General features: G+C 42.9%; 20 protein-coding genes and 1 rRNA gene. 14 read left to right on the top strand and 7 right to left on the bottom strand.

Annotated elements, in window-relative coordinates; genetic code table 11:
• A 16S ribosomal RNA gene (locus HY807_07560) occupies positions 1-408 on the bottom strand; the annotation flags it as partial.
• 255 nt (positions 409-663) lie between these two features.
• Here HY807_07560 and hrcA point away from each other — a divergent pair.
• The 8 genes from hrcA to HY807_07520 all read left to right on the top strand — a co-directional run bounded on the left by hrcA (position 664) and on the right by HY807_07520 (position 8,447).
• Positions 664-1,695, top strand: a complete 1,032-nt coding sequence (hrcA, locus tag HY807_07555) for a heat-inducible transcription repressor HrcA (protein MBI4826263.1) — start codon at positions 664-666, stop codon at positions 1,693-1,695.
• Between the two features lie 13 nt (positions 1,696-1,708).
• Complete coding sequence (grpE, locus tag HY807_07550; protein MBI4826262.1) at positions 1,709-2,263, top strand: nucleotide exchange factor GrpE; 555 nt, start codon at positions 1,709-1,711, stop codon at positions 2,261-2,263.
• Between the two features lie 58 nt (positions 2,264-2,321).
• Positions 2,322-4,247, top strand: a complete 1,926-nt coding sequence (gene dnaK / locus HY807_07545) for a molecular chaperone DnaK (protein MBI4826261.1) — start codon at positions 2,322-2,324, stop codon at positions 4,245-4,247.
• 12 nt (positions 4,248-4,259) lie between these two features.
• Positions 4,260-5,369 carry a molecular chaperone DnaJ gene (gene dnaJ, locus HY807_07540; protein ID MBI4826260.1) on the top strand — a complete coding sequence of 370 codons (1,110 nt, stop codon included), beginning with the start codon at positions 4,260-4,262 and terminating at the stop codon, positions 5,367-5,369.
• 40 nt (positions 5,370-5,409) lie between these two features.
• A complete protein-coding gene (locus HY807_07535) occupies positions 5,410-6,150 on the top strand; it encodes a 16S rRNA (uracil(1498)-N(3))-methyltransferase (protein MBI4826259.1) in 741 nt (246 codons plus the stop codon).
• 197 nt (positions 6,151-6,347) lie between these two features.
• The gene (locus tag HY807_07530) at positions 6,348-6,926 is read left to right on the top strand and encodes a YcbK family protein (protein MBI4826258.1); all 579 of its coding nucleotides are present in this window, start codon (positions 6,348-6,350) and stop codon (positions 6,924-6,926) included.
• Between the two features lie 130 nt (positions 6,927-7,056).
• Entirely contained in the window at positions 7,057-8,067 is a 1,011-nt protein-coding gene (locus HY807_07525; GenBank protein MBI4826257.1) for a sensor domain-containing diguanylate cyclase, read from the top strand.
• A 179-nt stretch (positions 8,068-8,246) separates the two neighbouring features.
• Positions 8,247-8,447, top strand: coding sequence for a cold-shock protein (locus tag HY807_07520; GenBank protein ID MBI4826256.1), 201 nt, complete (start codon positions 8,247-8,249; stop codon positions 8,445-8,447).
• A 176-nt stretch (positions 8,448-8,623) separates the two neighbouring features.
• Here the strand turns inward: HY807_07520 and HY807_07515 are convergent, their stop codons facing one another.
• The 3 genes from HY807_07515 to HY807_07505 form a co-directional block, all read right to left on the bottom strand.
• Entirely contained in the window at positions 8,624-8,821 is a 198-nt protein-coding gene (locus tag HY807_07515) for a 30S ribosomal protein S21 (GenBank protein MBI4826255.1), read from the bottom strand.
• 135 nt (positions 8,822-8,956) lie between these two features.
• Positions 8,957-10,528, bottom strand: coding sequence for a L,D-transpeptidase family protein (locus HY807_07510; protein MBI4826254.1), 1,572 nt, complete (start codon positions 10,526-10,528; stop codon positions 8,957-8,959).
• A 204-nt stretch (positions 10,529-10,732) separates the two neighbouring features.
• Positions 10,733-12,544: a LysM peptidoglycan-binding domain-containing protein gene (locus HY807_07505; GenBank protein ID MBI4826253.1), complete on the bottom strand. Its 1,812-nt coding sequence runs from the start codon at positions 12,542-12,544 to the stop codon at positions 10,733-10,735.
• Positions 12,545-12,730: 186 nt separating this feature from the next.
• On the opposite strand from HY807_07505, the gene HY807_07500 reads away from it, so the two are divergent.
• The 3 genes from HY807_07500 to HY807_07490 all read left to right on the top strand — a co-directional run bounded on the left by HY807_07500 (position 12,731) and on the right by HY807_07490 (position 15,191).
• The gene (locus tag HY807_07500) at positions 12,731-13,222 is read left to right on the top strand and encodes a hypothetical protein (GenBank protein ID MBI4826252.1); all 492 of its coding nucleotides are present in this window, start codon (positions 12,731-12,733) and stop codon (positions 13,220-13,222) included.
• A gap of 30 nt (positions 13,223-13,252) precedes the next feature.
• Positions 13,253-13,828, top strand: a complete 576-nt coding sequence (maf, locus tag HY807_07495) for a septum formation inhibitor Maf (protein ID MBI4826251.1) — start codon at positions 13,253-13,255, stop codon at positions 13,826-13,828.
• A gap of 130 nt (positions 13,829-13,958) precedes the next feature.
• The gene (locus tag HY807_07490) at positions 13,959-15,191 is read left to right on the top strand and encodes a hypothetical protein (protein ID MBI4826250.1); all 1,233 of its coding nucleotides are present in this window, start codon (positions 13,959-13,961) and stop codon (positions 15,189-15,191) included.
• A gap of 18 nt (positions 15,192-15,209) precedes the next feature.
• Here the strand turns inward: HY807_07490 and dusB are convergent, their stop codons facing one another.
• From dusB to HY807_07475, 3 genes are all read right to left on the bottom strand, one after another.
• The gene (gene dusB, locus HY807_07485; GenBank protein MBI4826249.1) at positions 15,210-16,205 is read right to left on the bottom strand and encodes a tRNA dihydrouridine synthase DusB; all 996 of its coding nucleotides are present in this window, start codon (positions 16,203-16,205) and stop codon (positions 15,210-15,212) included.
• A 189-nt stretch (positions 16,206-16,394) separates the two neighbouring features.
• Positions 16,395-17,270 (bottom strand): patatin-like phospholipase family protein, encoded by an 876-nt coding sequence (locus tag HY807_07480; GenBank protein MBI4826248.1) that lies wholly within the window; start codon positions 17,268-17,270, stop codon positions 16,395-16,397.
• Positions 17,257-19,116, bottom strand: a complete 1,860-nt coding sequence (locus tag HY807_07475; GenBank protein ID MBI4826247.1) for an ATP-binding cassette domain-containing protein — start codon at positions 19,114-19,116, stop codon at positions 17,257-17,259. The genes HY807_07480 and HY807_07475 overlap by 14 nt, the downstream gene beginning before the upstream one ends.
• Before the next feature lie 106 nt (positions 19,117-19,222).
• Between HY807_07475 and HY807_07470 the strand changes: the two genes are divergently transcribed.
• The 3 genes from HY807_07470 to HY807_07460 all read left to right on the top strand — a co-directional run bounded on the left by HY807_07470 (position 19,223) and on the right by HY807_07460 (position 20,905).
• On the top strand, positions 19,223-19,822 hold the full coding sequence (locus HY807_07470) for a DUF3786 domain-containing protein (GenBank protein MBI4826246.1): 600 nt from the start codon (positions 19,223-19,225) through the stop codon (positions 19,820-19,822).
• Between the two features lie 129 nt (positions 19,823-19,951).
• Positions 19,952-20,227 (top strand): hypothetical protein, encoded by a 276-nt coding sequence (locus HY807_07465; protein ID MBI4826245.1) that lies wholly within the window; start codon positions 19,952-19,954, stop codon positions 20,225-20,227.
• 33 nt (positions 20,228-20,260) lie between these two features.
• Positions 20,261-20,905, top strand: a complete 645-nt coding sequence (locus tag HY807_07460; protein MBI4826244.1) for a TIGR00730 family Rossman fold protein — start codon at positions 20,261-20,263, stop codon at positions 20,903-20,905.
• Positions 20,906-20,950 lie beyond the last annotated feature (45 nt).

The following is a 20,950-nucleotide window of genomic DNA, read 5'->3' as shown; positions in this document are numbered from 1 at the left end:
TTCGCCCATTGCGCAAAATTCCCCACTGCTGCCTCCCGTAGGAGTCTGGACCGTGTCTCAGTTCCAGTGTGGCCGATCGACCTCTCAGTCCGGCTACCCGTCTTAGCCTTGGTGAGCCATTACCTCACCAACTAGCTGATAGGACACAGGCACATCCTCAGGCGCCACGATTGCTCGCAGCTTTGATCACAAGGCATTTCACCTCGTAATCATATTCGGTATTGAGCCCGATTTCTCGGGAGTATCCCAATCCTAAGGGCAGATTTCCTATGCGTTACTCACCCGTTCGCCACTAGGTCATAGCGATCCACCAACCGAAGTCAGCTTTTCCCTATAACCCCGTTCGACTTGCATGTGTTAGGCGCGCCGCCAGCGTTCATTCTGAGCCAGGATCAAACTCTCATTAATTAATTGACTTGCAGGCCTACTTTTTAAATTTCTCAAAGAGCGGTCTGTCTTTTAGTGATACTCGTTAAGACAGCTTAATAATATAGCACATAAAAAAAATAACGTCAATGGCAAATAGAAAATATTTTTTATTTAATAAAATATTCAACAATTAAACAAGAAATCGGTCTAAATAAAACAGTCCTGCACTTCTTGACACTCATTAATATTTGCTGTTATAATCTTAGCACTCTAACATAAAGAGTGCTAATCGATATGGACGAACTCAGCGAAAGAAGTAGAAAAATCCTTTGGGCAATTATACAAAGTTATACTACCTTAAATGCTCCTGTAGGTTCAATCAAAGTCACTCAGCAATTCTCCTTTGGCCTTTCACCTGCCACTGTCAGAAGCATTATGGCATCTCTGGAAGATATGGGATATGTAAAACAGCCTCATACTTCAGCAGGCAGAATACCTACAGAAAGAGGGTACAGGCTTTATGTCAATTCATTATTAAAGGAACGCAATCTATCTGTAAGCAAAACCATATTTGATAACCTAACGAGGAGACTTTTATTTATTCAAGATGATGCAAGTCAGCTCATAAAAGAAGCTGCAAAATCGCTATCATTTTACTCCCGATGCCTTTCCATTGCTACACAATCAAAAGCAGCACAACTTCTGATAAAGCATATTAAACTTATCAAGTATGAAGACAATAAGGTCTTGTGCATTTTGATAGCAGATGATGAGAGTGTAAGGAGCAACTTCTTTAACCTCAGTGGATCACTCTCACAGAATGACCTGGATGTTTTATCAGGTTATTTAACCAACCTTATAAAAGGTCTTTCTTTCAGTAAGGCAAAAACACAGTTATCATTGCGGCTACAGGATGAGGAATCAAGGAATGAGTATATTGAAGACATACTGACCAAGTGCAAAGATTTCATAAGCAATGAATCTGACAATCTTGATATAAATGAACTTGCAGGCACATCTTACCTGCCTGATTTCGCCAATCTGAAACAAATGAAAGAGATACTGCAGGCGATTGAAGACAGACATCTGTTTTTAAAGATGCTGCAGAATGTCAGTGATTCTAAAGGAGTCCAGGTATTTGTCGGAATGGAGAGCATTTTCCCAACCATGAAAGAATTAAGCATGGTTGCTTCTACCTACAGAGATAATAAAGATATAATCGGCACTATTGGTGTTATCGGCCCAACAAGTATGAATTATAAAAAACTGATACCTATCGTTGCCCATACAGCCAAAACACTGACAGAAATCCTGTCTGACGCATAAGGAGAAACAATTTATGATAGAAGAAGAAAAAGAAAATAAGGAACTCACTGAAGATACTGTATATAATAATGTAGACAACCCTCAGAAAGAAGGTTCCGAAGAAAAGAGTATCCAGAAACTTGAGGAGTCACTTGCTGAATCGAATGACAAATATATCAGGCTATACGCTGATTTTGAAAACTATAAAAGGATTGCCGAAAGGAACAGGCAGGAGTTTCTTAAATATGCAAACGAAGGAATAATTGAAGACCTCCTCAGCGTTATTGACCATCTGGAACTTGCACTTCAGCATTCATCCGATGAACAAAATTCACAATCACTGTCAAAAGGAGTAGAATTAACTTTAAAGGATTTCAAGTCCATTTTAGAGAAGTACGGGTTAACTTCAATTGAAGCAAAGGATAAACCTTTTGACCCGTCTGTCCACCATGCAATATCCCAGATAGAGACAGATGAGGTTGAGGAAAACATTGTGGCAAAAGAGCATAGGAGAGGGTATATGTTAAAAGACAGATTACTCAGAGCATCATTAGTGGAAGTTTCGAAAAAGCCTTCTCAAGCTAAATAAACTGAGTCAAAACAAAAATAATCAAACAATAGATTAAAAAAACAGGAGGAGTAAAAAGATGGGGAAAGTAATAGGAATTGACCTTGGAACCACCAACTCGGCAGTAGCAGTTATGCAGGGCGGTGAGCCAACAATAATAGCAAACCAGGAAGGAAACAGGACAACGCCTTCAATAGTCGCCTTCACAGACAAAGGCGAGAGACTGATAGGCCAGATAGCCAAAAGGCAGGCGATAACAAACCCTGAAAATACCATATTCTCTATAAAGAGACTTATGGGAAGAAAGTTTGATTCGAACGAATCAAAACAGGCGATAAAAAAACTTCCATACAAGATAGTCAAGGCATCAAATAATGACGCACATGTAGAGGCTCACGGCAGAACATACTCTCCGCCTGAGATATCTGCGATGATACTCCAGAAGTTAAAGCAGGCTGCTGAAGATTATCTCGGCGAAACAGTCTCAGATGCGGTCATAACCGTTCCTGCTTACTTTGACGACAGCCAGCGTCAGGCAACAAAAGATGCAGGAAAGATAGCAGGATTGAACGTCCTAAGGATAATAAATGAACCGACCGCAGCATCTCTTGCATACGGTATGGATAAAAAGAAAGAGGAGACGATCGCAGTCTATGATCTCGGCGGCGGAACGTTTGACGTCTCTATCCTTGAGATCGGAGAAGGTGTTGTTGAGGTCAAATCCACAAACGGTGATACCTACCTTGGCGGTGATGACTTTGACCTGAAGATCATGGACTGGCTTGTAGAGGAGTTTAAAAAAGACTCAGGTATCGACCTTCATAATGATAAGATGGCTCTTCAGAGACTTAAAGAAAATGCCGAAAAAGCCAAGATCGAACTTTCTACAGCTATGGAGACGGAAATAAACCTGCCCTTCATCACAGCTGATGCAAGCGGGCCAAAGCATCTTGTAATAAAACTGTCACGCGCCAAACTTGAACAGCTTGTAGGCGACCTTATCGACAGAACAATCGGGCCATGTAAAACCGCTCTTGCCGATGCCGGCCTTAAGCCAAGCGACATTCATGAAGTAATACTTGTAGGCGGGCAGACCAGAACTCCAAGAGTTCAGCAGATAGTCAAGGATTTCTTTGGAAAAGAGCCTTCAAAAGGTGTAAACCCTGATGAGGTAGTCGCTGCCGGAGCTGCTATTCAGGGAGGCGTGCTTAAGGGTGACGTAAAGGATGTTCTGCTCCTTGATGTAACCCCGCTTTCACTCGGTATTGAGACATTGGGAGGCGTCTTTACTAAACTCATTGAGAAAAATACAACCATCCCTGCAAAGAAGAGCCAGGTCTTCTCTACCGCGGCAGACAACCAGCCTGCAGTTTCGATAAAGATATGCCAGGGAGAAAGGGAGATGGCAAATGACAATAAGCTTATCGGCAATTTTGAACTTGCCGGTATCCCGCCTGCCCCAAGAGGCATTCCTCAGATAGAGGTAGCTTTTGATATAGATGCAAATGGAATCCTTCACGTAGCAGCAAAAGACAAGGGAACCGGCAAGGAACAGTCTATCCGGATTACGGCTACAAGCGGATTATCTGAAGAAGAGATAAAGAAGATGACTGTTGACGCAGAATCTCATGCTGAAGAGGATAAAAAGAGGCGCGCCCTCGCTGAGGCAAAGAACGAGGCGGACACGCTCGTATATTCGGTAGAGAAGTCAGTTAAAGAACATGGCGACAAGATATCAGAAGAAGAGAAGAGAAAGCTCAATGATGCAATTGATAAATGCAAAAAACTGAAAGACACTACCGATAACGCTGACAAGCTGAAGGAAGCAGTTGAGGAACTGACCAAGGCATCGCATAAACTTGCTGAAGAGATATACAAGACAACCTCTGCGGGAGCAGAGCAGGCAGGCGCCCAGCATGGAGACCATCAGGAAGCTTCTTCAGGGCAAGGGCAAAAAGATGATGTTGTTGATGCAGAATTTGAGGAAACAGACAAGGATAAATAAGGAAAGCAACAATTGAGCGAAGACTACTACAGTATTTTAGAGGTTGAGAGAAGCGCATCTGCAGATGAATTAAAAAAAGCTTACAGGAGACTTGCGCTCAAATACCATCCTGACAGAAACCCGGGTGACAATGAGAGCACAGAAAAGTTTAAAAAAATTAATGAGGCTTATTCATGCCTCAGCGATCAGAATAAGAGAGCTAATTATGACCAGTTCGGCTCAGCAGAAGGCATGGGTGCCGGTTTCGGCGGTTTCAGCGGAGCATCTGATTTCGGAGATATCTTTGGAGATATATTCGGAAGCTTTTTTGGCAGCGCTGCAGGCGGAAGGACTCGGCCTGTAAAGGGGCATGACCTCAGATATGACCTTGACTTAACCCTGCATGAAGCCGTATACGGTGTTGAGAAAGAACTGAATCTCCCGAGATGGGAGACGTGCCGGTCATGTAACGGATCACGCTCTAAACCTGGGAAAAAACCTGAGACTTGTTCAACCTGTAAGGGCACGGGGGAAACAAGGATTCAGCAGGGATTTTTCACAATGGCAAAGACTTGCGGCCAATGTAAGGGCGAAGGATCTATCATCACTGACCCATGTGCTGAATGCAAAGGCATTGGCAAAATAAAAAAGAAGAGTTCGATCAACTTAAAAGTTCCGGCAGGGGTGGATACCGGGATAAGACTCAGGGTATCGGAAGAAGGTGAACCAGGGATTCATGGCGGCCCTAACGGAGATCTTTATGTAGTTATTAATGTGGAGCCCCACCCTTTCTTTAAGCGTAAAGGGAACGATCTTCACTGTGAGGTTCCAATATCATTTGTCAAAGCTGTGTTTGGTTCGGAAATAGAAGTGCCTACAATAGACGGTAAAGAGCCTTTAACTATCCCTTCAGGAACTCCTTCGGGCAAGATCTTTCATTTGAGGGGAAAGGGTGTCCCGAAGCTGGGCGGATACGGCAAAGGTGACCAGTACATAACCATGGTTGTAGATGTTCCTAAAAAAATCACCAAACGGCAGAAAGAGCTCCTTAAAGAATTTGCAGAGATCAGCGGTGATGATATATCTAAAAAGTTTATGGACAAAGTAAAAGATATCTTCAGCAACCATCAGGCAAAATCATAATTATCTATCATTGAAATATTTTACCTATCAATAACTAACCATGGCCCGTATATTTCTCCCGCCTGAACAGCTTGCCTCAAAAGAGATCGTCATAACCGGGGAGAATGCAAGATACCTCTCTCTTGTATTAAGAGCTGAACCCGGTGAATCCGTTACGATCCTTGACGGACACGGCAAGAGATATATCTGCAAGATATTAACTGTTCATAGAAAAGCAATAACTGTTAATCCTATCAAAGAAGAATTTTATTCATCGGAATCTCCAATCTCAATCACGCTTATCCAGGGACTCGCTAAAGGCGATAAGATGGATCTTATCATCCAAAAATCCACAGAGCTCGGAGTAAACAAAATAGTTCCTCTCATAACTGAACGGTCTCAGGTAAGAACTACCGATAAAGTCTCAAGATGGAGAAAGATCGCCCTCTCCGCTTCCCAGCAGTCAGGAAGAGAGATAGTCCCTGAAATCATTGAACCAATAGATTTTAAGAAATTCGCCGATACCCAACCCCCTGCTTCAAATGACTCTGGATTTCTAAAACTGCTTTGCTCTGAATCGTACGAGGAAAGAAATCTTAAGCAAGTATTGAACAATTGTCACAACATAAAAGAGATCATACTACTTGTCGGGCCTGAAGGCGGGTTCTCAAAATATGAGGCATCTCTCGCTGTTGCTAAAGGATTTACCGAAGTATCCCTTGGCCCAAGGATACTCCGCACTGAAACATCTCCCATAACTGCAATAAGCATCATCCAGTTTGTCTTGGGGGATGTCGGCTAAAGTGCACGATTACCTAAATTCCTATAATTATTCTTTAATTATAATAAGTTACCTTATTTTCATATTTAATAAATCGTTGTGCTTTTATTTTTCTGGTTGCATTTTCTATCATTTTTCTTTAAAATCGTAATACTATAATTTCAAGTGATTATTGTTGAAAAATTACAGTATTAAGTTAGTCCAACTTGGGATCTGCTATGAAACCGGATAAATCATGTGACAAAACAAATAATGGACTAAGCCGCAGAAGTTTTCTTGCGTTGGGAGCTGCTACCGTTGCTACCACTCTTTTCCCTTCATATGTTACGGCATCCCTTGAGGAAATGAAGGTTCCTGAAAGATCTCTCTATTTTTATAATATTCATACTGACGAGAAGCTTAAGACCGTTTACTGGCAGGACAACGCATATATACCTGATTCACTTGCTGAGATAAATTTTATATTGCGTGATTATCGTACAGGCGGCATAAAAGATATTGATACCAAACTATTGGATCTCCTGTATGTCATTAACAAAAAGATGAAAGCCAGACAGCCTTTTCATGTAATGTCAGGATACCGGTCACCCGAGACAAACGCGATGCTAAGAAAGACAAGCAGAGGAGTTGGTAGTAACAGTTTTCATATCTATGGAATGGCTGTGGATATTAAGGTTCCCGGCCGCAGCATTGAATCTTTAAGAAATATTGCAACAAAACTGAAGGCCGGCGGGGTAGGCTACTACCCTCGATCAAACTTTGTTCATGTCGATATCGGCAGTGTCAGGTACTGGTAACAGTTCTTCCGCTTTTTTGTTTTATCTGTATGCTTCCAGGATTTGCGCCATGCCAGAATAAATTTAATCCGTTACATTTTATTTTTTAGCCGACGACAACTATCATCCAACAATTATCCATGCTGATAAAATGAACGAGTTAGAAGACAAGCGATTAAAGCAGCTTAACACATTAATTGAGATGACCGCCCTTGTGACTTCATCGCTTGATTCTTCTGTCGTTAATAAATTGGCAATTGAGTCTGCTATAAGACTATTAGGAGTGGAAGCCGGCAGCCTTTTACTCCTTGATCATAATGCTGGAGAACTCTTTTTTGAGGTTGCTGTAGGTGAAAAGTGTGACGAAATAAATTCGGTAAGATTAAAAAAACACCTGGGGATTGCAGGCTGGGTTGCAGAGCACAGCGAACCGGTATTAATTCATGATGTATCATCAGACATGCGGTTTTACAATGGAATTGATGAGATTAGCGGATTTAAGACCCGGAGCATGGTCTGTGTCCCTGTCAGAGATAAAGACAAGATTATCGGCGTACTTCAACTGATCAACAAAATAGATGGCAATTTCGATATTGATGATGTAATGATACTGCAGACTTTTGCAAATCAGGTCGCAATTGCAATTCAAAATGCCGCACTGTATCAGGAAGCAGTTACTGATGGCCATACCGGGCTGTATCATCAAAAATATTTTAAATTAAGGCTCAAAGAAGAAATAGCCCGTTCCTTGAGATATGATTATCCGATATCCGTAATAATGATGGACATAGACCTTTTCAAAAAGGTAAACGATAGATATGGCCATCCCGTCGGCAGCAAGGTTATTGAGAGAATTGCTGAGATAATTAGAAGTATTACCAGGGTCACGGATATAGCTGCCAGATACGGGGGTGAGGAGTTTGCCCTTATACTTCCTTATTCTTCATATCAGTACGGAATGGAGATAGGAGAGCGGCTTAGAAGCACTATTGAAAGGTCGGATTTTGACGGAATAAATATTACTGTTAGTATTGGTGTAGGATATTATGACGGAGGTGGCAGAGATATCAGGTGTGAAGAACTGATAGCTATTGCAGACAGAGCACTGTACAATGCTAAAGAGAGCGGAAGGAACATGGTTAAGGGTTTTTCTCATAAATAAGTATCAGTATCTTTTGGGCTTCACAGGACAATACAAATCAATTGACTTATTTTCTTAAAACATGTTATGTTACTCCCAAAGTTCTAAAGGCATTTGTAATCACTTATACTTTACTAATGCTGATCAAGGCCTTTAGAAGCTAAATCAAACAGTAACATCTATTTAAAGGAGGTAAAGAAGTGGCTGAAGGAACAGTAAAATGGTTTAATGATTCCAAGGGGTTTGGCTTTATCACAAGTGAGGATGGCGGTGATGTATTTGTTCACCATACCTCAATACAGGGTGAAGGTTATAAAACCCTGGCTGAGGGACAGAGAGTGTCTTTTGACATTGAGGAAGGCGAGAAGGGCCCTAAAGCTATTAATGTTGTAAAAATCTAACTTACAAACTTAAAAAAACCCCTGCATTAAATGCAGGGGTTTTTTGTCTTCACTGAATCAATATATACCTTTCCTGTTTTCTCCATATCTTGAGTTATGCCTTAATACAAAAAAGGCTGATCCTGCTTTGCAGCAGAACCAGCCTTTCCGATTAACCAAATAGAAAAATTAATTTCTTACTTTGTTTCAGTCCTCATCTTTAACGCCTTCATCCTCTTCTTTCTTGCTTCAATCCTCTTTCTCTTCTTCTTCTCCGAAGGCTTTTCATAAAACTTTCTATTCTTGATCTCCCTGAAAAGTCCTTCCTTCTGTAGCTGGCGTTTCAAGATCTTTAACGCTTTTTCGATATCACTTCCATGAACTTTAATATCCAAACAGTCTCAACTCCTTCCTCACCATAATCATACTAATAAACAACCACATCCCCACTTTCATATTTAGATTTAAAGAAAGTTAAATTATACATTAATTAAGTTATTCTTTCCACGTCTTAAAAATTAACAAACTTATTATTGAGTTTTCAGGTAGTTATCAAGCTTCTTGTCTCTCCCATATATGTCATTTCTGAACTGAACCTGGCCCTCTTGATCAACCCATGCTGTCAGGTAAATGATATTAACAGCTACTGGTTCCGCAAGTTTTACATACTTCTCTTTCCCATTACTTATGGCTTCCTGTATTTTTTCAGCCGGCCACCCCTGATCGTCCTTGAGTAAATATTCAGCAAGCTCTACAGGCCTTTCAAGCCTTATGCAGCCATGGCTGAAACCACGTGCCTCATTACTGAAATAGCGTTTAAAAGGTGTATCGTGCATGTAAACATTAAACCTGTTGGGGAAAACGAATTTTACACGGCCAAGAGGGTTCAAAGGCCCTGGTTTCTGTCGAAGATTAAACTGAAAGTTATCATCTGACACTCTTGACCAGTCAATGGAATCAGGAGCTATCTCCTGTGCGTCATCCCCAAACCCATTAAGTACAATTATATTCTGGGCCGTTAGATAATCTTTTGCTGATTTGATCTTTGGCAGCACCTCATTTATCGCAATGCTCATTGGTATGTTCCATGAAGGGTTAAAAACAATATGGGTCATTAAATCATCAAAAACCGGAGTGTTCCAGTAAGGTTTCCCAACAACAACCTTCATCGACATAACGCTCCTCTCTTTTTCAATTACATCAAGCCTGAAGTCAGCGATATTAACCCTTACATAACGATTAAAAGGCTTGTTCCTGCTCCACCGCAAACGCTCCAGATTAAGCTCTATCTGCCTAACTCGTGATTCGGCTGAAATATTTAAAGTATTGAGGGTGTTTTTGCCTACTACCCCGTCCATATTAAGCCCATGCCTGTTCTGAAACCTCAAGACTGCATCTTTAAGCGCATCATCAAATAACGCTTCAACACTATTGTTGCCAGGAATATAATCTCCTGATATGAGAAGACGATTTCTGAGCTCAATAACACGATTGTCCCTTTTACCACTGGAAAGCAAAGGGCCCGAAGACACTTCTGGCCATCCGCCCTTTTCAGCAATTACACGGTATTCAGACAGCGCTTTCCTAAGTCTGGCATAACCCTCATCCGATGGGAGCAATCCATTTAAGGCCTCTTTTATCCGCTTTTCCCTGAAAACGCTCTCTAATACCGCCAGAATATTAGTCTCTTCAATAGTTGCGGCCCGCTTAGACTCCATCGCTGCAGGATTCTCACAACCGGCAGAATACTGACAACTGAGCATTAGAAAGGCATCTGTCAGCAGCAGATCAAGATCAACAAGAGTTTCAATGGCAGAAACTGATTCATTGCCAATATCTTTGCGAACCTTCTTCATAACTGACTTTATTTGCTCAAGATGATAATGTCCAGGAGCTAATCCTTCCAGGTATGCATCGTTAATTGCATCAGTCAGTTTTGCGGCAGCAATGAGGAAATTTTGATCCTGAACCCATACAGGCTGAAAAGCCCTTTCCTTATATAAACGCGCGATGATTATTGAAGTGTGTAACTTCTCGTCCCCAACAATTATCTTTGCATGTGAACCGGCAGCATTAATTCGCTTGTTTAAAAGCTCTGCCATTTTATTAACGGGCAATGGATTGACCAGTTCAGCATTTAATGAAAAAATGTGGCCTGATGTAAGAAGGAAAACAAATACAGCAGCAAATATTATTATAAAAAAACTTTTTCTCATTGGAATAATTGTAACAGAATTATTTCACATTTATTCTTAAAAATAAGAAGGGATTCTTCAATAGAAGGCATACTGAAAATGACCTATTGTTTATTGACTTACTTTAAGAACCTGCCCGACCTTAAGGCTGGTGTTTTGCAGATTATTGATACGCAGCAGTGCCTTTGTATTTGTATTGAACTTCTTCGCTATCAACGATAATGAATCGCCTTTTTTAACACGATACTTACTATCAGAAGCTGTCTCAGCAAGTGACCCTGTCACCTTAATGACCTGGCCCACCTCAAGTTGTGTTGTTTTCATATTATTTATGCGCTTGAGGGTGCTTGTATCAGTATTGAATTTACTGGCTATTTTCCATAACGAATCCCCTTTTTTAACGCGATAAATCCCATCTGAAGGCATCTCAACAGATGGTGCGGCCACAGGGCTGCTGGCAATTATTTCGCTTCCACTCGGTATCTTAAGCTTCTGCCCTACCCTTATAACCTGCTTCTCTTTTATATTATTAGCCCTGGCGATATTCTGCACACTCGTGCTGTATTTTGACGCTATCATTGATAATGTCTCGCCTTTTTTCACCTTATGATATACATAGACCTTCTCAGGCGGATACCATATAGGTATAGTATCAAGCTTGGAGAGCAATATATTCTCCATTCCAGGCGGGACTTTTAATGAATATGGCTTGGAAGGAGTCGCCTGATTACGGAGTTCCGGATTTAAATCAGCAAGTTTCTCATATGGAACATCTAATACGGAAGCTAATGTCTTAAGCTGCAATATCTTTTCAACAGACACAGTCTCGTACTCAACAGGCTCATCCAGTTCCTCAAGCGTAAATCCGAATTTTTCCGGATCCTTTAGTATATGAAGCGTGGCCAGAAACCTCGGAACATATCTCGCTGTCTCATTAGGAAGCTTCTCATAAAGATCCCAGAAGTTATCAAGGTAATTTATGCTCTGGTCACGTATAAGTCTGAGAACCCTGCCCTCTCCACAGTTGTAAGCGGCCAAAACCGTTGTCCAGTCACCAAATATATTATGAAGCTCGGTCATGTAAGCAATAGCAGCAGCAGTGGATTTTTCAGGATCCATCCTCTCGTCTATCCAGTTATCTCTTTTCAGCCCGAACTTATAACCTGTTGAAGGGATGAACTGCCATAAACCAAGAGCGCGGGCACTTGAAAGCGCCCTCACTTTAAACCCGCTCTCAATAAGCGGCAGCCATGAAAGCTCTTCCGGCATGCCCGCTTCATTTAATGCCTTAACGATCTTCTCACGATACCTTCCGGAGCGTTTGTAAGATTCTACAAAAAAGTTCCGCTCATACCCCTGGAAAAGCTCGATCTCCCTCTGAACATACTTGTTCAGGATCAAAGGGATAGCCTCATGTTCGCCATTAACTGCGGTATATCGTGAAGCATAAATCTCAAGGATCCTCTTTGATATCATGAACCTGAGGTCTTCTTTCTGCTGAATAAGCGTGGGGTTATTTTCCGTATCGACACTCAGCACCATATTATATGCCTGATCCAAAGCCTCTATCGCTTCCTCAAAGTTGCCGTCTGCCCAGGACTCCTGAGATGCATTGCAAAAATCAAGAGCCGTGTCAAGCAGGTTCTGCCCGCTCTCCTCTTCCACCTCCGCTAAGGGAGATACGATATTTTCTGTTAATGTGGACGTGGTATTTTCAGGAGTAATGTCAGTATTGCTTTCCGGAGGTGAAAACATTAGGGGCTCACTTTCATTATTAACAGGAAGCTTTACGACGGATTGTGAAGTCGGTGAATTTTTCAGGCTCTCATTTATGTCGGATGAATAATTACTGTTAGGCGTAACACAGCTGATTAGTAAAAGAGTTAACAGCGCTAAAAGGTTTATGGAGGAAAAGTACTTCATAAATAGAAATGTTTTAAATATGATATATAAATATGTGATAAATGGCAAACGTAATGCATATAATAATTAGCGAAACTTATTGACATGTGATAGTAAAAATAGTAGATTACAGTTAATACTAAATTGATCATATTAATATTTTTGATCCCTTAATTCTTCTTTTTTCTTGTACAGGAGAAATTTATCGTGTCCGAATGGTTAAAAGGATTTATTGCAGGAATAACATCAGGGCTTGTACTTGCAATGCTCTGGGACAGCTTCAAGATCAGGAGATCGGCAAGAAAAAAAGGGAACAAGCTATTATCGATTATCAGTCAGGAAGTATCATCCAACCTGGAAATATTAAAATCCAATATTGACCTGCTGAGAAAAGAGTTAGATACCATTTTTGATGAAAACAATATTATACATCCTCTAAAATACCTCCACTCAGGCTTTGACGACCTCTTGAAAATGAACGTGCCTGATGCGTTGAAAGGGGATACACTCATTAAGATCAGAAGCACGATACCACACTCTAATTCAATTAATGAACAGATCAAAAACAGGGAAGCATATCGCAACAGCGAGCATGACGTCTCCGTATACTACAGGCAAATCAAGAAATTCGATGAAAGTCTTATGAAAGGATCAGAAAGGTTATTGGTTTTGCTGGAAGAATTACAAGGCCTGCTTTAAGTAAATATTCTCATCAAGGCTATCGCAACAATGAAGCAGATAATACTCGCGTCAAAGTCCCCGAGGAGAAAAGAGATACTCAAGAACGCCGGACTCAAATTCAGGATTGATGCCGGCGATTATGAAGAAGACCTCTCCCTGAAATTAAAGCCTCACCGGCTTGCAAGGTTCCTTTCACATGAAAAAGCAAATGCAGTTGCCGCAAGACATATAGATGCACTGATCATCGCTGCCGACACATTCATTCTTTATAAAGGTCAAATCCTCGGCAAGCCTCACACCAAAACAGAAGCAAAGAGGATGCTGACATTGCTCAACAACAAGACACACTCCGTTATTACCGGATTTACCATTTTGGATACGGCAACGAAAAAGAAGATATCAAGGTCAGTCGAGACAAAAGTGACATTTAAAAAGCTCACTGAAAAGGAGATCGCCTCATATGTCGAAACAGGAGAGCCGCTTGATAAGGCCGGTGCATACGCCATTCAGGGGCTTGGAGCGCTTCTTGTGAAAAAGATAGAAGGTGATTTCCTTAACGTGATCGGCCTGCCGCTTGCCGCCTTGGCTGATTGCCTCAAAAAGTTCGGGATTGAGCTTCTGTAACGACATCTTTACATCTGTAAAATAAAGATTGACAAAAACTTAGCCATCCACTAATATGTCTCTATACATCTGGTCTTGCAGGCTTAATAAGAATTTTAAGCTTTAAGATAAGAAACCACATTTAGAGATAATGAAAAAGAAGATCATTTTCCTGACAGCATTATTACTGCTTCTTCCGCTCAATCATCTATTTATTTACAACATATACTTCCCTATAGGTTTAAACATTGGTAATGCTGATATCATTGTCACACCACCTGGCGGCATAGATGCCACACTACCTGACGGCATAGATGCAACACTACCTGGCGACATCATTAGCACACCTATAGATACACCACCCATCGACATAATTACCACACCACCTGGAGATATAACTCTAATCGGATCCATTTTTGTAATAGTTGGTTTAGAAGGTGAGAATGTTATCTTAAACACCGGAACTTCATTAACTGATCCAAATTACCTGATCTCTGACACAGTACTAACCTCAACAGGCACGCTATTACTTGTGCCGTTTGGAGCAGGCACAGAAGTTTCCAACGGGACCTTTCTGTTAATTGAGTTGCAGCCTTTGGTTGCAGACTCAACTCCAGGCTCAACTATAATAACAACGGAAAATTCAGAAATAACAAACATCGTTAATTCTGACAATGACCTAAGAAAGTTCCGTAGCATTGACCCAAATACCATAGAGGATGCGACAGACAAACCCAACAATCTTATATTCGGCCTATTTGATATAGAAGTAGCAGTTCCTAACCATGGAGACACCGCTACAGTGACCATCCAGTTGCCCGCGCCTGCTCCTGCCGGTTATGTCTGGTATAAATACAGCCCGGTTGGTGGATGGCATGAGTTCATGTTTGACGGACAGACCGGAGCTGAGATAAACGGCAGCACCGTAACGCTCCACTTTATCGATGGAGGCCGTGGAGATGACGATGGCATTGCAAACGGTGTAATAGTAGACCCGTCAGGGCTTGGTGAGGATTCATCATCAGGTACAGCAGGTTCAGGCGGAGCCGGCAACAAAAGCGGATGCTTTATAGCCACTGCTGCTTACGGATCTTTTATGGAGCCCCATGTAAAAATACTCCGCAACTTCCGCGACAGATTTTTGATAACAAATGCGATCGGCAATTCATTTGTACAGACTTATTATAAATATTCCCCGCCGGTTGCCAACTTCATAGCAAAGCATGACACATTGCGTACTATGGTCCGCTGGAGCCTTCTGCCGCTTGTAGGCATGAGCTGGGGCTTGTTAAATTTTGGGCCGCTTGCGACTCTGATTGCCCTGCTATCATTAACAGCCTTCCTCATATCTTTTGTAAGACACCGTCAGCAAAGCAAGCAATAAATCTAAAATCATGGAAGATCAATCAGGTTGTTCATGAGCATGAAATGTTCTTTCAGAACTTTTAAGTTCCTCGATCAGCACCACTATATCTTCTCTCGTAACTGCTTTGAATCCCCTTTCCCTTAACGGTTTAATATTTCTCAGGCCTTTAAGGTACCAGGCAAAGAACTTCCTGAATACCATTACTCCCCTGCTCTCGCCATAGAGATTGATCAGCATCTCCATGTGCTTTGCTATGGCGTCTGTTATCTCATCAATATGAGGACGTTCAATTATCGAGCCGTCTTTCAGAAACGCCTCAGCCTCCCTGAATATCCACGGGTTGCCGAGCGCGCCTCTTGCGATCACGACACCGTCGCAGCCGGTCTCGTCAAACATCTTCTTAACAAGATCGGGAGAAAAGACATCACCGCTTCCGATGACCGGAATATCCAGCGCCTCTTTAACTTCCCTTATCACATTGTAGTCAACGCTCCCGCTGTAGCCCTGCTTCTTTGTCCTGCCGTGGATAAAGAGCCCGCTTATGCCTGCATCCTGAGCGTGAAGAGCCACATCCCTTGCATTAACAGAATCCTTATCCCACCCGGCCCTTATCTTTACAGTGACCGGAACCCTGGAATTCCTGACAGCGATCTTAAGAAGCTCTCTCAATCCTTCAGGGTCTTTCATCATACTTGCGCCCTTGCCGCTGCGTGTTACCTTGCCTGCGGGACATGCGGAATTGATGTCCAGAAGAGGGAAGTCGTGCTTGTTAACAATCTCAATCGCCTTTTCAATGTAGTCCGGCTCACTGACAAGAAGCTGCACGCCCAGAGGTTTGTCCTCCGGAACTGTTAGAAGCATATCCTCTGTCTTTTTGCTCTTTTGAACAATGGCGTGGGCGCTGATCATCTCTGTAAATGCGAACTTGCAGCCGAAAGAACGGCTGATCATGCGGAAAGGCATGTCGCTTATTCCTGAGAGCGGAGCAAGGATGAGGTTTGAAGATAATTCGAGGTTCCCTATTTTTAACATGTTATATTTTACACTCTAACTACGGATGGCACAATTTACAGGGGGTATTACCCATCCGATCAAAATACCAACTTATATAAAACAAGCAGATGGATTCCCGATTGTAGTCGGGAATGACGGCATAGAAATTAGCTTGCTGAAGATTATGACACACCCCTTTCGCTACGGCGACCACTGGCACTCCTTAATTCAGCCTTCCTGCCTTAGTTTACTGATGATATTCTGTATTTCTGGTAAAGCTTCAGTAGCTGCTTTTTCACCTTCAAGAACGGCTTCATGCCGTTTGGTGAAATCGCTTGAGCCGATATATCCGACCTTTGGTTTTATCACAACGTCGGCCTTTTTGATCTGCTCGGCAGCGATCTTGGAATGCATGATGCTAACTGACTTGAGTATCATATCAATGGTGCCCACCGGCAGCGTATTATCAATATCAGCGGAAATATCAACTGCAATAATAATATCCGCGCCGAGGCGTCTTGCAACGTCAACAGCCACAGGACTGACAATGCCGCCGTCAGCATAAAGCCTGTTCGCTATTTGCGCGGGCATGAAGACTCCGGGAATGGAACAGCTAGCCCGCACGGCCGTCCCTGTGTTGCCGCTGCTGAAAACCTTCTCCTCCCCGCTCTGGATATCAGTAGCAACAGCATAAAAAGGGATCTTTAAGTTTTCAATCGGAGTATTTTTTACCTTCGCGTTGATAAACTCCCCCAGCGCATCCCCTTTAATAAAACCTTTATCGGGAATGCCGAAATCGACGATGTCACCTCTTTCTATTGCAAAAGAGATCTCCTGCAGTTGAAACGCATTGTAGCCGTATGCGTACAGGCTGCCTACGAAACTCCCCGCGCTCGTCCCGACTATCATGTCAATCGGCACTTTATTTGCTTCAAGGACTTTCAAAACACCTATGTGCGCAAAACCTTTTGACGCGCCTGCTCCTAAAACAACGGCAATCTTTACGGGTTTCAGTGGAGGCTTGACTTCCCATAGCGAGCAGGAAGCCGCAAGTAATGACAATGCGGCTATAAGAATGAAAACATATTTGTTATGACAATTCATTCAGCCTCTCTTCAAATTCCTTCAATCTTTTTTCATGCTTCGCTGTAAGCTCATCAAGCTCGATAAAGAGCACCTCGATCCTGCCTTTTGATTTATCTATTGACTTTGACAGGCGGCTGATAGAATCTCTGTCGCCTTTGTGCGATACATTGATAAGCTCCTGGCTCTCATCGCCGGCCTTCTTCTCAAGCTGCGTGATGGTTGATTCGATCTCAGCTATCCTCTTCTTCATCTCAGCGGTTGCCTTTGACCTCTCTGTGACAAGCTCAGCCCTGAGACGGCGCATCTCTTTTTTATTTATCTGCTTGGTTGGGACAACATCAGCCTTGCCGGCAGAGAGAGTTATCTCACACTCATCGCTCCAGCCCACACGGTCAAGGAAGTCTTGGTATGTGCCTTCAAAAAGCGTCACCTTGCCCGCGTCAAATACTATAAGCCTTGTTGCCATAGCATGAAGAAGCATCTCATTATGAGTGACTATTATGACAGCGCCCTCAAAATCATTTATAGCCTCTGTAAGCGAGTCAACGGATTCCATATCCAGGTGGTTGGTCGGCTCATCAAGCATAAGCATATTGGCAGGGCTGACAAGCAGTTTCGCAAGCAGCACCCTGCTCTTTTCGCCTCCTGAAAGCACATCCACCTTCTTTAAAGCATCATCCCCGCTGAACATCATAAGGCCGCATATGCTGCGAACAGATGTCCTGTGATATTCAGGCTGAACACTCGCAACCTCTTCCTCAACGGTCAGTTCAGGATTAAGCCGCTCAATATTTGCCTGGCCGAAGTAGGCGATCTTCATGGCAGGGTGAGGGCTGATATTCCCGCTCTGGGGCGGAAGTTCTCCGGCAAGAATGCTCAAAAGAGTGGTCTTCCCCTTACCGTTCTGGCCTATTATCGCTATACGGTCAAACTTGCCCACAGCGATACTGAAGTCCTCTATTAACGGCTTCGTGTCTTTGTCATATGAGAATGAGAGGTTCTGAACCTCAAGAAGCCTCTTCCCATTGAACGGCGCGCTCTTGAACTGGAAATCCAGGTTCTTAATATGAGAAAGTTTTTCCAGAGTACCTTTCCTCTCAAGCGCTTTCACTCTCGACTGCACAGCCTTGGCCTTCGTAGCCTTTGCCCTGAACCTGTTTATGAAATCCTCCGTCACCTTCCGTTTCTTTGCTTCATTCACACGAGTCTGCTCATGGATCTCCTCTTCCAGCAATATCTGCTGATAGAGCTTGTCTGTTGAGCCGATCATCTTGCGTACCTTGCAGCGGTGGATCGCCATGGTATGGGTTATAACAGTGTCCATAAAACTCCTGTCATGCGTGATCAGGATAAGCTCATTCTTCCAGTTGCTCAGAAACTTTTTTATCCAGCGGATAGAGACGATATCAAGATAGTTTGTAGGTTCGTCAAGCAGAAGAAGGTTCGGCTCTGAAACAAGCACCTTTGCAAGGCTCAGCCTTACCTGATATCCGCCTGAAAGGTCTTTCGGGTCAAGTTCCAGATCGGCAGGAGAGAATCCAAGCCCGTGCAGTACCGTCTCAACCTTATATGTCTCGTCAATGCCGTATTCATTCGGCTTAAGCCCGAGGCATGCCTCTTTCAAAACCGTCTTCTCTGTAAAACGGAGATGCTGCGAAAGATGCCCTATTGAATAGTGGTCAGGTATATTGATGATGCCTGAGTCAGGATGATCTTCCCCGATAAGCATGCGAAAAAATGTGGACTTGCCGTGCCCGTTCCTGCCGACCAGACCGATGCGTTCACCCGGAGCGATGGTAAAACTCACATTGTCAAATAGTGTCTGCTTGCCGTACGACTTTTCTAAATTAGAGACCTGTATCATATTATTCCTTTAATCAAAAGAGTCCTCGAAGCGCTGCTACGGGGTAGTCCGTTTGACTGACATTCAATATCGAGGCGTTAAGAAACTTACTTTAGTATAATAAACCATGTCATCAGGAGAAAAAAAGGGATGGGACGATCTGAGAGGCATGTCGCCTGAAGATGTATGCAGAAGAGCCGGAGTGGATTTCGACAATAAATCAGAAGCCTATCATATGAGATCGTTTGGAACTGACATCACTGTCTTTCCGAAAGATGAGATATTTTACGGAGATTCCCCTCTGAGCGAGATCATCCTTCAGAGGCTCGGCTACTTCTCAAGGCTGTCCATGATCTCATATCTTGTGAACTTTAAGGACATCCCGCTTTCAGGGCAACTGCTGAAACCATTAAACTTAAAAGGCGGGGATATCTTCTTCAGAGGGTCTCACCTGCTGCCGCTTGATAAGCTTGCTGATAGATACGGCAATGACGCCGATGCATTTGTAAGAAGAGGTGAAGAGCTCGGCGGAGAGAGGATGGGCTATGGCGATGCGTCTATTAAACTCTATCCCCTTCCGAAATTCCCGGTCATCCTTATATTGTGGGAGACCGACGAGGAGTTTCCTGCCCGCTTTGACCTTCTGCTTGATTCAAACTCTGAACTTCAGCTGCCGATAGATATCATCTGGTCTATCGCCATGATGAGCCTGCTGATAATGATGTAGCACACCACTGCTGCAACGTATCCCAATCCCTGTCATTCAATGTGAAAAAATGCGCACCCTTATGTTATATTTCATTATATTACTTACCTCTATTAATCCTAAAACTGTAATACTTTAAAGGAGGCTGAAATGTCAGAAGAAAAAAAGGTACACGTCCCCCTTCCAAAAGAGACCCGCGCGTTTGTATGCGCAAACTGCGGAGCTGTGGCGCTTGATCAAAACAATATCTGCAAAGTACAGGGCATGGTAAAAAAGGCTGACTGGTGCGGAAGCGCAGGTGTCGCTCCCCCGTCATACTGCCACAATAAAGTGCATACAGACAGGTACCAGTGCAAGAAATGCGGAAAGGTCGCTATCAATTCCGAACTGCTCTGCGAACCTCAGAAGCTTGAGATCCCAAAATAAGCACCTAATCACTTTTAAACAAAAGGCATATTTATGGATGACTTAAAAAATTCTGAACCCTGGCGCATCTTCAGAATACTGGCTGAAATTGTTGAAGGATTTGAGACGCTGCATGACCTTGGTCCTGCTGTAACCATCTTCGGCAGCGCCAGGATGACACCGGGATCATTTTATTACGAGATGGCTGTAGACCTCGGGAGAAAGCTCTCGGAAGAAGGTTTTGCAGTCATAAGCGGCGGCGGGCCCGGCATAATGGAAGGCGCGAACAAAGGGGCAAAAGAAGGCATCGGCAAGTCTGTCGGCCTTAATATTGAGATAGCTGCAGAGCAGATACCGAATAAATATCAGGATATCTCGCTCTCATTCAGGTACTTCTTTGTAAGAAAACTGATGTTCATAAAGTATGCCAGCGCCTTTGTAATATTTCCCGGCGGTTTCGGTACTATGGATGAACTCTTTGAAGCGCTTACCCTCTCCCAGACAAAGAAGATCAGCCCTTTTCCGATCGTCCTTATCGGCAAAGATTACTGGAGCGGCCTCATAGACTGGTTCAAACAAACTCTTGTCAAAAATAACGCAATCGATCCTGAGGACATGGGATTGATCTCTCTTGTCGATGATGTTGATGACGTCTGCAAGATACTAAAGGAACACAGAAAGAACTTCGAATCAAAATAGCTCCAACAACCGTATTCGATATCATTTTTTGAGAGTGTCTCCATT

This window comes from Nitrospirota bacterium (assembly GCA_016207885.1).
Classification (GTDB): Bacteria; Nitrospirota; Thermodesulfovibrionia; order UBA6902; family UBA6902; genus JACQZG01.
The sequence above is the reverse complement of the archived record's forward strand: the minus strand, read 5'-3'. Positions and strand labels throughout refer to the sequence as shown.